The sequence below is a fragment of the Streptomyces lushanensis genome (assembly GCF_001700515.1).
Taxonomy (GTDB): Bacteria; Actinomycetota; Actinomycetes; order Streptomycetales; family Streptomycetaceae; genus Streptomyces; species Streptomyces lushanensis.
This window is the reverse complement of the sequence record NZ_MAUD01000026.1, coordinates 1-14924: the sequence shown is the minus strand read 5'-3', so window position 1 is coordinate 14924 and position 14924 is coordinate 1. Positions and strand designations below refer to the sequence as shown.

General features: G+C 70.4%; 10 protein-coding genes and 1 pseudogene. 7 read left to right on the top strand and 4 right to left on the bottom strand.

Annotation, left to right across the window (positions count from 1 at the left end; genetic code table 11):
- The 4 genes from BFF77_RS02425 to BFF77_RS02410 form a co-directional block, all read right to left on the bottom strand.
- A partial coding sequence (locus BFF77_RS02425) for a LamG domain-containing protein (RefSeq protein WP_483855203.1) occupies nucleotides 1-1182 on the bottom strand: 1182 nt, incomplete at its 3' end.
- Nucleotides 1179-2114 carry a carbohydrate ABC transporter permease gene (locus BFF77_RS02420; RefSeq protein WP_245703117.1) on the bottom strand — a complete coding sequence of 312 codons (936 nt, stop codon included), beginning with the start codon at nucleotides 2112-2114 and terminating at the stop codon, nucleotides 1179-1181. The genes BFF77_RS02420 and BFF77_RS02425, both read right to left, overlap by 4 nt.
- The gene (locus BFF77_RS02415) at nucleotides 2111-2923 is read right to left on the bottom strand and encodes a carbohydrate ABC transporter permease (protein WP_079124761.1); all 813 of its coding nucleotides are present in this window, start codon (nucleotides 2921-2923) and stop codon (nucleotides 2111-2113) included. Before BFF77_RS02415 ends, BFF77_RS02420 begins: the two co-directional genes overlap by 4 nt.
- A 238-nt stretch (nucleotides 2924-3161) precedes the next feature.
- Nucleotides 3162-4442, bottom strand: a complete 1281-nt coding sequence (locus tag BFF77_RS02410) for an ABC transporter substrate-binding protein (protein WP_066943295.1) — start codon at nucleotides 4440-4442, stop codon at nucleotides 3162-3164.
- Between the two features lie 620 nt (nucleotides 4443-5062).
- Here BFF77_RS02410 and BFF77_RS02405 point away from each other — a divergent pair.
- From BFF77_RS02405 to BFF77_RS02375, 7 genes and pseudogenes are all read left to right on the top strand, one after another.
- Nucleotides 5063-5725: a GntR family transcriptional regulator gene (locus tag BFF77_RS02405; protein ID WP_066943294.1), complete on the top strand. Its 663-nt coding sequence runs from the start codon at nucleotides 5063-5065 to the stop codon at nucleotides 5723-5725.
- A gap of 213 nt (nucleotides 5726-5938) precedes the next feature.
- Nucleotides 5939-6880, top strand: coding sequence for a hypothetical protein (locus tag BFF77_RS02400; RefSeq protein WP_066943292.1), 942 nt, complete (start codon nucleotides 5939-5941; stop codon nucleotides 6878-6880).
- A gap of 120 nt (nucleotides 6881-7000) precedes the next feature.
- The gene (locus BFF77_RS02395) at nucleotides 7001-8206 is read left to right on the top strand and encodes an esterase-like activity of phytase family protein (RefSeq protein ID WP_066943290.1); all 1206 of its coding nucleotides are present in this window, start codon (nucleotides 7001-7003) and stop codon (nucleotides 8204-8206) included.
- Between the two features lie 540 nt (nucleotides 8207-8746).
- Nucleotides 8747-10234, top strand: coding sequence for a M14 family zinc carboxypeptidase (locus BFF77_RS02390; protein WP_066943287.1), 1488 nt, complete (start codon nucleotides 8747-8749; stop codon nucleotides 10232-10234).
- A 47-nt stretch (nucleotides 10235-10281) separates the two neighbouring features.
- Nucleotides 10282-11379, top strand: coding sequence for a HesA/MoeB/ThiF family protein (locus BFF77_RS02385; RefSeq protein WP_066943285.1), 1098 nt, complete (start codon nucleotides 10282-10284; stop codon nucleotides 11377-11379).
- Between the two features lie 191 nt (nucleotides 11380-11570).
- Nucleotides 11571-14237, top strand: coding sequence for an ATP-binding protein (locus BFF77_RS02380; protein WP_066943283.1), 2667 nt, complete (start codon nucleotides 11571-11573; stop codon nucleotides 14235-14237).
- A gap of 141 nt (nucleotides 14238-14378) precedes the next feature.
- Nucleotides 14379-14840 (top strand): annotated as a pseudogene (locus BFF77_RS02375) (pentapeptide repeat-containing protein); the annotation flags it as partial.
- Between the last annotated feature and the right edge of the window lie 84 nt (nucleotides 14841-14924).

Sequence of the window (14924 nt, the reverse complement as noted above, 5' to 3'; positions counted from 1 at the left end):
CGGCGCCACCGAGAAGGCGTACGCACTGCGCGCGGGCGAGCGGGAATCGGCGATCGAGACCGTGCCGTCCCCGGCGGTGGCGCTCCAGCGCTGTCCCTCCCACCACGCGGCGGTCGCCAGCAGGGGCGCGTCGTCCAGCAGCAGCTCGGCGCCCGTGTCGGAGACCAGGACCGCCACCCTGTGCCAGGCGCCGGGGGCCGGCCGCTCCGCCGCGACCAGGTGCTCGCCCGCGATCCGCAGGGCGAGGCGTCCGTCCTCCAGGGCGACCTGGAGCGAGTCGGGGTGGTTGCCATGGGTGATGATCACCCCGGTCTGTCCGGGGGCGTCCACCTGTACGGAGAACAGCAGCACGTCTCCGTTGCCGAGTCCCACCGTGCCGATCCGCAGATCGGTGGCGGGCCCTACGGTGTACTCCGCGGCGTCCTCGCCGGTGTGGTGTTCCGCGTCCCCGACGGGTTCCGTCCCGCCGGTGGCGGCGCGGCGTACGGCGATCTCCCTGACGCGGCAGGCCGCCCCCGGCGCCCGTACCCGCCCGGAGTCCGGTGTCGAGTGGTCGGGCAGCTCCGACTCCAGCAGCATCGGCTCGGAGTCCTCGTCCCGCTGGATACCGGGGACACGGGGGCTGCCCAGACGTATCCAGCGTTCCCCGATCGGCAGGAACTGCACCTGGCGGGGCCGGTCGGCGACGGCCTCGTCGCGGATCCGCTCGGTGGTGAAGTAGTCGTGGTGGTGCCCGTCGTTCCACGGAGTGCCGTAGAGCCAGCCCCAGTCCACCTCCGAGTGGGCGAAGGGAGCCAGCAACTCCTGCTCCACCGCCGCCGTCACGGGCTCCGACGTGGTGTTGCGCAGCACGAGCCGCCACAGCAGCCTGCTCCGCTCGTACCCCATACGGACCTCGGTGGTGACCGTCAGCGCGCCGGCCGCCGCCGCGCGCCCGACACCCCAGGGCGCCCAGCGCAGCCGCTCGGCGACCGGCACGGAGCCGTCGATCCGCAGCGCGCCGGTGTGGTAGCCGCCGCTGTAGGGCGGGAAGGCGAGCCAGGACAGCGAGGTGAGATCGCCGTTGACATGGCCCTGGCCCCACTGGTTGCGCAGGGACGGCAGATGGTTCAGCTCCGCGCGGCCGGTCCATCCTCCGGCGAGTTCGTCCAGGGCGGGGACGCCGTCGATCGGCCGGTTCACTTGGACGCTCCTGACATGAGTCCGTGGATGAACTCGCGCTGGCTGACGAGATATCCCACGACGGGGATGACAGCGGCGAGGAACATGATCCCGAACAGCTGGCTGTAGTCGGTCGAGTAGGCACCGAGGGAGACATAGATCCCGGTGGTGATCGTCTGGCCCTGGAGCGGGCCGAGGATGAACTGCGGGTTGAGGAAGTCGTTCCACACCCACAGCCCCAGGAAGATCGCCACGGTCGCGGTCGCCGGACGCACCACGGGGAAGACGATGCGCCACCACAGCCGCAGATCGCCCGCGCCGTCCATCCGCGCGGCCTCGACGACCTCGCGCGGGATCGTCCGCAGGAATCCCACGTAGACGAAGACGGCGAAGGAGAGATAGCCGCCGCCCACGTTGGACAGGATCAGGCCCGCGTAGGAGTTGGCGAGACCGATCGAGCGCAGCAGGGTCACGATCGGCAGCAGCACCACCTGCGGGGGGACCATCAGCCCCAGCGCGAACACGGCGAGCAGGGCGCCCCTGAGCCGGGGCGAGCGCTCGGAGATGTAGAAGGCGAGCATGGAGCTGAGCGGGACGAGGATGACCAGGGTCGCCGTGGTCACCATGATCGAGTTGAGCAGCCCCGCCTGGACCAGGTTGTCCGGCCGGCTCAGCGCGTTGACGATGTTGTCGAAGGTGAACGGAATCGGCGGGGCGGCCGGATTCGAGACGATCTGGTCCTGCTTCTTGAACGCGCTGACGAAGGCGACGTACACGGGCAGGATGAACGCCAGTGTGATCAGCCAGGCACCGATGAGATGCGACCTGCCGCGCAGCCGGGAGCGCGCACGCGGCGCGGAGTGACCGGGGCCGGTCGAGGGCGCGGTCCCGGCGGAGGCCGCGGACCCGGTGGGCCTCCCGGTCCTGACGGGCCGTGTGGTGGGAGCGCTCACAGGTTTGTCTCCCTTCGGCGGAGCAGTGTGGTGACGCCGTAGGAGACCACGGCGGTCAGCGCGAGCAGGAACATGGCGATCGACGAGGCGTAGCCGAACCGGTTGTCGGTGAAGGCCACGGAGATCAGATAGAAGGCGGTCGACTGGGTCGACTCCGCCGGGCCGCCACCGGTGAGCACGGCGACCACGTCGTAGAGCTTCAGTGTGGTGATCAGGCACAGGACGACACTGATCGTCGTGCCGGGCGCGATCATGGGCAGGGTGACGTGCCGGAAGCGGCCGAGAACACCGGCGCCGTCCATCCGGGCCGCCTCGTACAGCTCCTGCGGTACGGACTGGAGCGAGGCGGTGTAGACGACGGTGGCGAACGCGATGGTGATCCAGCTGACGACCGTGCACACCGACAGCACGGCCAGTTGTGAGTCACCGAGCCAGGCGACGGGTTCGTCGATCAGGCCCACCTGGGCCAGTGCGCTGTTGAGCAGGCCGTTCTGGGTGAGGATGCTGCGCCAGATGAATCCGACGATGACACCGGACAGCACCTGCGGGATGAAGATCAGGGTCCGCATTACCCGGTAGTTGGCCGAGGAACGGTTGAGGACGATCGCGAGAAGCAGGCCAACCGTGTTGGCGACGACCGTGACCGCCACGACCACGATCATCGTGAACAGGAGACTCGACAGGAGCCGGTCGTCCGACAGCAGTTCGCGGTAGTTGGCGAGTCCGACGAAGGCACTGCCGGCCTGAAGGGGATTCTTGTCCGTGAAACTGAGGAAAAGGCTCTGCACCAGCGGGTACAGAAGGAACATCCCGTACAGGATGACCGCGATCCACGCGACGGGCGCCAGCCCGAGGCTTCGGCCTGTTCGTAGAGATCGTGAGGGCACAGCGTGATCCTTTCTGCCCCGGGAGCGGAGGCGGGGCCGCGGGCTCCGGCGCCGTTACGGTGTCAGGTCCGTACGGTGCCGGAACGGCCGGAATGCATATGACAACGATGTCAAAGCTGCCCGGACCGCGACCCCGCCCGTCACTTCCGACGGGCGCCGGCTACTTGGCGGCCTTGTCCCAGCCGGCGTCGAACGAGGCCAGCTCGTCCTTGACGTCGGAGCTGGTGAACAGCTTCTGCGCCAGGGAGTTGAACTGCTCGACCAACCCGGGCGGGAGCGCGTCGTCGTTGTTGACCTGGCCGAAGGCGCTCACCTTCGTGTTGTCCTCGGTCACCAGCTTGAAGCCGTCGGTGTAGACCGGGGTCACCTTCGCGCCGAACTCCTCGAAGGGGACGTTCTTCAGCATGGGGAAGGCGCCGTCGGTCTCGATGAGCGTCTTGAGGTTGGCCTTGGACAGCGACCACGCCTGGGCGAACTTGGTGGCGTCGGCGACGTTCGACGACTTCGCGCTGACCGCCGTCGTACCACCGGTGTTGAAGGGGACGATCGGCTTGCCGGTCGCGCTCGGCAGCAGGAACGTGCCGTAGTCCTTCGCCGCCGCGGCGGGGATCTGCCCGATGAACCAGCTTCCCATCGGATACATGGCGCTCTCGCCGTCCAGGAACTGCTTGTTGGCGTCCGCGTAGCTCACGCTCAGGGCGCCCTTGTCGAAGGCTCCGGCGTCGATGAGCTGACGGTACTTGCCGACCGCCGCGGTCATGCCGGGGTCGGTGAACTTGACCTCGTTCTTGTACCGCTTCTGGATCCACTCGGGGTCCGCGCCCAGCACATCGGCGGTGATGATGCCCGACAGCGGGATCGCCGCCGACCAGGGCTCGCCGCCCGCCATCTCGACCGGGGTGACACCGGCCTTCTTGAGAGTGGTGACGACATCGACGAACTCGTCCCACGTCGTCGGCGGCTCGATGCCGTTCTCCGCGAAGATCTTCTTGTTGTAGAAGATCATCGGGATGACCTGGGAGTTGGTGGGCGGTATGTAGGACTTGCCGTCGATGGCGTTGCCGTCGGGGTCGGTGAAGTTGTCGTCCAGCCACTTCTGGTCGAACGGCTTCAGCAGCCCGGCGGCACTGAAGTCCTTCGGGTTGACGGAGGAGAGGATGTCGGGGAACTGTCCGGACGCCTGGAGCTGCTTGGCGTAGGCCGTACGGTCCGCGTCCGGCGAGACAATCTTCTTGATCTTGGTGTCCGGGACTTCCTTCTGCGCCTCCGCGATGGAGGTGTCCCAGAAGGTGGCGGTGAGCGCCGGGGTCTCGAAGGTCATGAACGTCAGGCCGCCACCGCCGCCACCGCCCGCCGACGTGGCGCTGGTGGAGCAGCCGGTCAGCGCCAGAGCACCGGCCAGACCGGTGGCCGCCGTCATGAGGGCAGGTCCGCGCTTCATGTCATCCTCCTTGATGCTTCACGCGGGACGTCCGGAGACCGGTCGCGCCGCGAGCCGTCGAGCGAATTACGGGTCCTGAGAACCCCCCTGCTGAGGGGAGCGGGGTGAGACGTTCCCTGAGGGCGGGGCGTGCCACGAGACCGGGATTCCGGGTGGAGGTACGGCCATCGGGCACCCCGTCCGCGCCCGCCCGCCGTGCCGCCCGGCAGGGGTGTGTGACGCTCCGCAGGCCCCGGTCGGGTCTGGTGAACACCCCTGTTTCGTATACTTTTCAGAAGAGTAGCCAGCATCATGATGCAGTCAAGACTCGTACCGCCCGTTATCGGATCGAGACCGGACGTACCGCGCCCCGAAGCGGGCCGCGTCGATATAGGCCCAGCTCGCAAAGGGTCTTGACGACAGGTCCTGAGTGGGTTCGACTCTGCGGGGGAGTGAGGGCGGGCCCAAACCGCGCCGGACGCCTCGGACCAGGGGAAGAGCCGGAAAAAATACAATCGATGGTCGGCGGTGTCCATGGAGGCCCATGGTCCGCGGGCGCCGGTGCACGGCAAACGGGACACCGGACATCGCTCCGGGACCAGGAGCGGAACAAGGACAGGAACGGGAGCGGGAGCGGCACGATGGCAGGCACGCCTCGACGACAGGCACTCGCGGACACCGCCTATGACACGATCCGTCAGCGGCTCGTCGACCATGACATCGAGCCGGGGTCCAAGCTGAACATCAACACGCTCGCCCAGGAGCTGACGATCTCTCCGACTCCGCTGCGCGAGGCGCTCGCCCGTCTGGAGGCGGAGGGGCTGGTGGTGAAGCGTTCGCTGGCCGGCTACACTGCGGCGACACTGCTCAGCAGCCGCAGTCTGCGCGAGCTGTTCGAGGTGCGGCTGTTGCTCGAACCGGCGGCGGCCTCGGCGGCGGCCCTCCAGGTGACCGAGTCGGATCTGCGGCAACTCGCGGACCAGCTCGCCGAGATGCGTGAGACCGCGCGGGACTTCCGGAGCCGCTCGACGCTGCTGCTGTATCTGCACCACGACTCCGTCTTCCACGACCGGATCGCCTCGCTGAGCGGCAATGCCTTTCTCCGGCTGACACTGGAGCGGCTCCACGCGCACGCGCATCAGTACCGGCTCTCGTTCCGTGAGGGATGGGCGGAGGAGACCTGCCGGGAGCACGAGCGCATATTGGAGGCGCTCAGCGAGAACGACGACGAGACGGCCGCCGCCCGTATGCGCACACATCTGCGCAGGGCCCAGACGCGGCTGACCGAGGCGGCGAGCGAATAGGGCGGGTTTCGGGCGTCCGCCGGCCCCGAGGATCCGCCGGACACGACCTGGTCCGGTGTGCGGGGACCCGTGTGCCCAGCGGTCCCATAATTTTCATGTCCACGTCATGGCGGCGACGGGGCGTGCGTCATCGGGCGGCCGGACAGTAACGACCGTTCACATGCCCGACTGCCCTCGGTCGTCCGACGACCGGGTCCGACCTCTGGAGAATCCGTGAAGCTCCGGCGATCCGCCCGTGCCGCCTTTGTCACCCTCCTCCTCTCCGCGGGACTCCTCGCCGCGCCCGTCCAGGCGCAAGCGGCCGGACCCAGCGACGCCGAACTCGCCTACCGCTGGGCCCCGGTCCACTACCAGGACAGCGCCTCGGGCCACTACACCGCCGACTACCTCTCCCGTGTGGACTACGACGGCGACTGGAACACCCTGAACAACTGGGAGAACCTCGACGCCAGTCCGAGCCGGCTGACCGGTACGGCGTACTACTCCGTGGTCGAGACCTCGACGCACTGGTACATCACGTACGCCTTCTACCACCCGCGCGACTGGAAGCTGTCCTCGCACGAGAACGACATGGAAGGCGTCGTCGAGGTCGTCCTCAAGGACGGCAGCACCTACGGCACCCTCCAGGCGGCCGTCACCCAGGCCCACAACAACTACTACTCCTACATCCCGGCGGGCAGCCCGTTCCAGGGCAACCGTGAGAACATCGACGGCACCCTGCTGATGGAGACCCACGACGGTGCCCCGCACCCGACCGTCTTCCAGGAGGCCAAGGGCCACGGGATGTACAACTGGAGCGGAGGCAACTTCCCCGGGGGCGACGGCATCGTCTACCGTCCCAGCCGCACCGCCGGTACGGTGCCCACGGGCGGCAACGACCGCGCCGCGTCCTACACGCTGGTGGACGTCTTCTCCTCCGGCGGTCTGTGGGAGCGCCGCAACTCGAACCCTCCGTACGCCTCCTGGGGCACCTTTGCCGGTGACAACGGCACGGACAACGCCGCGCACACCCCCTGGGCCTGGGACGACTCCAACGACGGCAGCGACCTCCAGCCCGGCTCCATCGCGGGTGACCCGGCCTATCTGATCAGCAAGTACTTCAAGAACACCGGTACATTCAGCCTGAGTTACACCCGTAACGCCTACCAGTCCTGATACGGCCGTGTTCTGACGGCACCGACACGAGCGGCGGCCGGCCGGCGGGCCGTCTGCCGCTCGTGCGTGGGTAGCCTGTTGTTGGCACGTGCGTCATGCGCCGTCCCTACCGTCCGTGTCATGAACAAGCTCCTGATCACGCTGAGCGCCGTCGCGCTGACCGTCGGTCTCGCGTCGCCCGCAGTGGCCGACCGTGACCACCACCACCGTCCCACCGAGTTCGGCCGGGCCACCCTGACCGGATTCGCCTCGCTCCCGGCCGAGACCTACGTGCCGGGCAGCCCGGTCTCCGGCGCGGCCCTCGGCACGGCGCCCGTCAACGGCATCGCCGCGCCGTTCCCGGGCCAGCCGGTCCAGGGATTCAGCGGCATCCTGAACCGCCACGACGGCACCTACGACGTGCTGTCCGACAACGGTTTCGGCAATAAGGCCAACAGCGCCGACTTCCTGCTGCGCGTCCACCACGTCAAGCCGGACACGCGCACCGGCAAGGTCAAGGTGCTCGGCGGCTTCTACCTGAGCGACCCGTACCGCCATGTGCCGTTCGCGCTCACCCGCGCCGACCGCGTGCTGACGGGCTCCGACTTCGATGTCGAGTCCATCGTGCGCGCCTCCGACGGCACGTACTGGACGGGCGACGAGTTCGGCCCGTTCCTGCTGCACTTCTCCTCGAAGGGCCGCCTCCTCCAGGCCCCCATCCCGCTCAAGGGAGTTCAGGCGCCGGAGAACCCGTACCTGAACGGCGCGGCCCCCAACCTGCCCAGCAGCAAGGGCTTCGAGGGCATGGCCCGCGGGGTCGACGGCCGTCACCTGTACCCGCTGCTCGAAGGCTGGGTGGCCGGCAGCACGCCCGGCGACCTGCGCATGAGCGAGTTCGACCTGCGGACGAGCCGCTACACGGGCAAGAGCTGGATCTACCGCCTGGAGTCGCCCGACAACGCCATCGGTGACGCCATCGCCCTGGACGAGCACCGCTTCCTGGTGATCGAGCGCGACGGCGGCCAGGGCGACTCGGCCAAGTTCAAGCGCATCTACCTGGCGGACAACCGGGACCGGAACCACGACGGGGCCCTGGACAAGACCCTCGTCGCCGACCTGCTGGACATCGCCAACCCCAAGGGCCTCGGCGGCTTCGGGAAGACCTTCCGCTTCCCGTTCACCACGATCGAGGACGTCGTGCTGATCGACGACCGCACGCTGGCCGTCATGAACGACAACAACTTCCCGGGCTCCTCGGGCCGTACGCCGGGCAAGGCGGACAACAACGAGTTCATCACCATCCGTCTCACGGACTCCCTCGACGCCGACAGGCGCGCGTTCCACTGAACCGACGCGGGGCCGCCGGCCGCCGACCGGTGATCCCGGTCCGGCGGCGGGCCACCGGGAGGGCCACCAGGAGAGCTTCCGGGTGAGCGGGCCGCCGGGTGATCGTTGCGAGGCGCCTCCGCCGCCTCTGCGATCACCCGGCGGCCCTGCACGTTTGTGGCATGCCCATGGCTTCCCCGATGCGAATCCGAAGGGCTTATGTCATCCCTTCGTTATCCCCCGGCAGGTATCGATCCCCGTGGCCGGGGCAACGAGTCGGTTGCCGGGAAACGCGTGCGTCCAGGAGCCGCGGTTCCGTCGCGAAGGCGTACACAGAGTCCCCCTTCACAGGTGTTGACGCACTCCCATTCCGTGACGGACCATCACATCAGGTGCACAACGCGGAGTTGGGCGCCGTGATGTCGAAGGAGCGGCTCATGAGCGGAACGGTCAAGAGCGACAGCACCTCACGCCGCAAGCAGACCACGATCACCATCCGTCGGCTGGACAGGAAAGAGACAACGGGCGACAGCAATTCCACCGGCTCCTGAACGGGTCGCCGTGCCGGGGCGATATCCAACGGTCGATGAACTGACCTCCGGCGCCGCGGCCCTGGCCGCGGCGCACCCCGACCGGGTGGCTCTGCGGTGCATCGGGACCTCACGGGCGGGGGAGCCGATCCGGCTGATGTCCGTGGGGCGGGGCAGCCGGCACGCGCTGGTGGTCGCGGGGCCGCATGCCAACGAGCCGGTCGGAGGGCTCACGGTGCTGCGTCTGGCCCGGTATCTGCTGCGGCCTGCCCGGCACGGCCGATCCGCCCGGTTCACCGACACGACCTGGCACTTCGTCCTCTGTCTCGATCCTGACGGGGCCCGCCGCAACGAGGGGTGGCTCAAGGGCCCGATGACGTTGTCCCAGCACTACCGGAACTTCTTCCGTCCGGGCTTCGCCGGACAGCCCGAGTGGCTGCCCACCGAGCCGGGGGCGGAGCCGATGCCGGAGACCCGGGCCCTGCTCGGTCTCCAGGACGAACTGCGGCCCTATCTCCAGTGTTCGCTGCACGGTGTGGACGTGGGGGGCAGCTTCGTACAGCTCACGCGCGCGCTGCCGGGACTCTCCCACGACCTGGCACAGTCCGCCGCCGATCTCCGGATCCCGGTCGAACTGGGCCCCTACGACGCGTTCTTCTGGCCGAGCCCGGGACCGGGCGTCTATGACATGCCACGGCCGCAGGAGACCGATCAGTTCGTCTCGCTGCCCGCCGCCACCGCCACCTCCACCTGGTTCCATCCGCATCCGTACGGCACCGTCACCGCCGTGGTCGAGGCGCCGATGTGGGCGGCCGACGGAGTCGGCGACACCTCGCCCCACCCCGATCCCCACGGCGCGCTGGAGAGCATCAGCCGCACGCTCCGGCAGGACGCGCGGACGCTCGCCGGTCTGCTGGAGCGGGTACGGCCCCACCTCCTCGCCGCCACGGGCCCGCTGCTCGCGCCCGTGGACGAATATCTCGCCGTCAGTCCCGGACTCGCCGACGAGTGGGCCCCGGAGGCGGCCCTCGGCCGGTCCGGCGGCGGCGCGCCTGGGGCCGCCGGCGGGGCCCGTACCGGCGGCGGAGCCGGCTCCGCGGACGGCTCCGGCTCGCTGCCGCCGATGAACCGGGCGCGGATCATGGCGCTGCGGATCGCCGCGCGGCGGCTCGTCGTCCGTACGGCGGGGCTGCTGCACCAGACGCTCGTCCCCGAATCCGTCGCGCAGCCGCGCTTCGTCGCCGGGTCCCCTTCCGGCGCCGGGACGCTTTCCGGATCCGTCACCGAGCCCTTTGCCGAGCCTTTCCCCCGTTTTCCTCCGGGAGCTCTCCCGGAGCCGCTGGCCGAAGTACGCTCCACCCTGGACCGGTTCCTCACCGAGCGCTGCACCGCCTTCGAGGCCGACTGCCGCGCCCGCTGGATCCCGGTCCGTGACCAGGCGGAACATCAGTTCAGAATCGTGCTGGCCGCCGCGGAGCTGGCCGAGCGGTCCAGGGAGCCGAGGGCGGTACGGGCATGACACCCGACGGGCGGTCGGAACCGGTGTCCGGATTACGCCGGCCACGGGTGAAGCCCGAGCACCGGGCGTACCGCACGGTGGACGGCAACGTACGGATCGGCAGTGTCGTGTACGGCATCGGCGCCGAGGTCACCGACCCCGACGGCTGGATCTGGACACTGACCGAGGCGCTCGACGGCACCCGCGCTCCCGCCGAGGCGGTCACCCAGGTGCTCGCCCGCCATCCGGGAATCGAGCCCAGCTCCGTCACCGAGGCGATGGGCGATCTGTACGAGGCCGGATTCCTGGAGGACGCCGGAGCGGAGCCCTCCGCCGCGCTCACCGACGAGGACCGCGAGCGCTACAGCCGCGGTGTGACCCTGCTGCGCTGGATGGATCTCTCACCGCGTGCCACGGCATGGGAGCTCCAGGCGCGATTACGGTCGGCCCGGGTCCTGCTGCTCGGCCTCGGCGGCACCGGGGGCTTCGCCGCCCAGGGCCTCGCCGCGTCGGGCGTGGGCCGGATGCACTGTGTGGACGGCGATGTCGTGGAGCTCTCCAACCTCAACCGGCAGCCGCTCTACCACGAGAGCGACATCGGCCGGCCCAAGGCGGCAGCGGCGGCCGCGGCCCTGAAGGCGGTCAACTCGCGGGTGACGCTGACCGCGGAGCGGCGCGTGGTGCACGGCCCCGACGATCTCGCCGCACTGCTCGCGCCCGGCTACGATCTGCTGCTGCTCTGCGCCGACCGCCCGCCGGAGATCCGCCGCTGGGCCAACCGGGTCTGTCTCGCCGCCGGGATTCCCTGGCTCGACGCCGGCTACCGCGGTCCGCTGGTCACGGTCGGCGTCCACGCTCCCGGCCGGGGCGCGTGCTGGGAGTGCCACCGCGCCGGTGAGGTCGAGCGGCGCGACCTGCGGCTCGGCGCGGGCCAGGACGAGGAGGCGGCCTCGCCCAGGATGGAGTGGAATCCCGTGAACGCCGTCACCGCCGGGCTCTCCGGCCATCTGCTCGTCTACGCCGCGATCGCGCTGCTGACCGGCGTACCGGAGATGGAGCCCGGCTTCCGGTTCGGCCTCAACCTGATGGCGCTCTCGGAGCCGCTGGAGGAGCGCTTCGAGCGCAGACCCGACTGCCCGGCCTGTGGAACACCTCCGCGCCCATGACGGCCGCGATCCATCGTCCGGGGCCGGACACCGTGACGGACGGAGACGAACACACGGACGGTGCCGCCCCGTACTCCCGGGCAGGTCCGGCGCGCAGTCGAACGGCCGAATTCGTGCGGATTCAGGCCCACTCGGGGCACTCCGCGGCTACTCTCGACACTTGACCCGCGCACTGTTCGAGAGGAGGAGGGATGCCGGTGCACCGGCCGGAACACGTGATCGCCCTCCCTCTGCTGGAGCGCGAGCCCGAACTCGCCGCGGCGGCACACGCGGTCGACGCGCTCTGTGCGGAAGAGCCCTCCGGCGGGCTGCTCGTCTACCGCGGGGCGGCGGGCCTCGGCAAGACGGCGCTGCTCTCCGAAGTACGCCGGATGGCGGCCGGACGCCGTACGGTGTGGTCCGCGCGCGGCGGTGAGACCGTGACCTCCGTCCCGTTCCATGTCGTACGGCAGTTGCTCCTGCCCGCGGTGACGGTCGCCGAGCGGGACGGCGAGGGCACCCCGGACGCACGGGAACTCCTCGGCGACCGGTACGAGATCGTCGGCCCCGCGCTGGGCATAGCGCCGCCCGGCGAACAGCACGCCGACCCGCAGGGTGTCAGGGACGGGCTGGACGCCCTGGTCGAACGGCTCGTGAAGGCGCACGGACCGCTCGTCCTCATCGTCGACGACGCGCAGTGGGCCGATCTGGAGACACTCGCGTGGCTCGCCTCCTTCGCCGAGCGTCCGGCCGGCGGTCTGCCCGTCCTCGTGGTCGTCGCGTACCGCACGGAGGAGGCCGTCGGCGAGACCGAGCGGTATCTCGGCACCCTCGGCTCGGCGGCCAGACTGCGCGTCACCCTGCGGGAGTTGACCTCCGACGCCACGGCCGGCCTCACCCGCGCCGCGCTGGGCGAGCACGCGGACGACCCGTTCTGCCGCGAGGTGTGGGCGGTGACCGGCGGCAACGCGTACGAGACCGTCGAACTGCTCGCCAAGGTCGGGGACTGCGGGCTCGAACCCGTCGAGGAGTCCGCCGGTGAGCTGCGCGCCCTCGGTGCCTCGGCGCGGGGCCGAGGACTGATCGCCCGGCTGGAGGAACTGGGCCCGGCCACCACGAAGTTCGCCTGGGCCGCCGCGATCCTCGGCACGGACATCTCGCTCGATCTGGCCGTCTCGCTGGCGGGCATGAGCCATGAGGAGGCCGCCGGGTGCGCCGAACGGCTCCGGGCCGCGCGCATCCTGGTGGGCGTGGACCCGCTGGAGTTCGTCCATCCGCTGATCGCGGGCGCCGTCTACCGCGCCATTCCCTCCGGCGTCCGCACCGCCCTGCACGGCCTCGCCGCGTGGGCGGTCACCCGCAGCGGCCGGGGAGCGGCGGCAGCGGCGCCGCACCTCCTCGAAGTGCACCCGGACGGCGACGCCGAACTGGTCGAGCAGCTCCGGGAGGCCGCGGCCGAGCATCTCGCGGTGGGCGCGCCGGACGCCGCGCGGCGCTGCCTCGAACGCGCCCTGGAGGAACCGCCGTTGCTCAGTGTGCGGGCCGAGGTGCTGTACGAGCTGGGCTGTGCCACCCTGCTCACCTCACCGGCCACCACGGTCGGCCATCTGCGCGCGGCCCTCGACACCCAGCAGCTCGACGACGATCTGCGCGTCGATGTGGTGTTCCGGCTCTCCCAGGCCCTGACACACAACAACCAGACCGGGGACGCCGCCCATGTGGTGGCCGCGGAGGTCGCCCGTACGCCGGAGGGCCCGGCCAGAATGCGGCTCCAGGCGGCGCACTTCCTGTGGGAGGGAGTGCAGGCCGTCGAGGACGACGGCCCCGGACGCTCCCGCCGTCTGGACCGGCTGGCCGCCGGACTCACCGGCCGTGACAACACCGAACGTGTACTGCTGATGCTGCGCGCCTTCGACGGCACGGCGCGCGGCGAAAGCGCCGAGGAGATCGTCCAGACAGGTGAACGTGCCCTGCTGAACGGCGGATTGGCGGCCGGAGTCGGCTGGACCGACACCGCCTGGGGCTTCGAACCTCCGGCCCTGCTCGGACTGTCGTACGCCTTCGCCGACCGGCACGACCGTGCGGAGAGCCTGTTCACCGAGGGACTGCGGGCCTTCGAGATCTCCGGCTGGAGCGGCGGCCATCTCGCCTTCGCCCACGCGCTCGTCGGTTATCTCCACCGCAGACGCGGCGATCTCGCCGAGGCCGAGGCGTATCTGCGCGAGAGCCTGCGGCTGGCCGACCGGGTGGGCGACGGGCTGCCGATGCACTGGGACGCGGCCTCCATGCTCATCGACACCCTGCTCGCGCGCGGCCGGGTCGACGAGGCACGGGAGGCGGCCGAGCGCCACGCGTTCGTCCCGCCGTACTCCTCCTCGATCGTCATTCCCGACGCGCCGTCCGTCCGTGGCCGGCTGCTGCTCGCACTCGGCCACAAGAAGGAGGCCGTCGCCGAACTGGAAGCGGCCGGGCTGGCGTTGATGAGGCGCGGGCGGCACAACATCGTGATGGCTCCCTGGGCCTGCGACCTCGCGTACGCGCTGGCCGAGGATGATCCGGCCCGCGCCGCCCAGCTCGCCGCGTACGCCCGCGACCGGGCCGAACGCTTCGGTACGCACACCGCCATCGGGGTCGCGCTGCGCTGTGCGGCGTCGCTGAAGGAGGGCCGGGCGCGGATCGAGCTGCTGGCGCAGGCCGTCGCCCATCTCGAATCGTCGCCCTCCCGGTACGAACTGGCCCTCGCCCGTGTCGAGTACGGCATGGCGGCGGGCCTTCCGGCCGTACTCACCGGCGGGCTGGAGCTGGCCGGGCGATGCGGCGCCGACGGACTGGTGGCACGGGCGCGCCGGGCGCTGGAGGTCCCGCACACACGACGCTGAAAACCAGTGGCCCGGCCCGCCCCGGCCCGGCAGTATCGGTCCCGGGGTGTCGCGGCGCCTCGGTACCCGGACACCCCGGGGCCGCCGTCCTGCGACCGGCGGACGACGCGCACCTCTGACAGGAGACCGGAACCCTTGTCCGTGCAGCCCGACGACCGCGACCCGGACCGGCCCGCCGGCCGAACCGGACCCGGGACCGAGCCCGACGCGGGCCCCGACCCCGCTCTGCGCGCCGACTGCGGCGACTGCTTCGGGCTGTGCTGTGTGGCGCTGACCCTGACGGCCTCGGCCGACTTCCCCGCCGACAAGGACGCCGGCGAGCCCTGCCGCCATCTCGGGACGGACTTCCGCTGCGGGATCCACCGCCGTCTCAGGGAGCAGGGCTACCGGGGATGCACGGTGTACGACTGTTTCGGCGCGGGACAGAAGGTCTCCCGGATCACCTTCGGCGGACAGGACTGGCGGCGGGAGCCCGGGAGCGCCGAGCGGATGTTCGCCGTGCTCCCGGTGATGCGACAGCTTCATGAGCTGCTCTGGTACCTCGGCGAGGCCCTGACACTGGAACCGGCCCGCCCGCTGCACGACGAACTCCGCGAGGCGCTCGCCGGGCGTCCATGTCCAGCTCCAGCAGGGCGTCGGCGCCGGTCAGGGTGAGGCGTTCCGTCACGGCGAGCGCCTCGCGGAGTT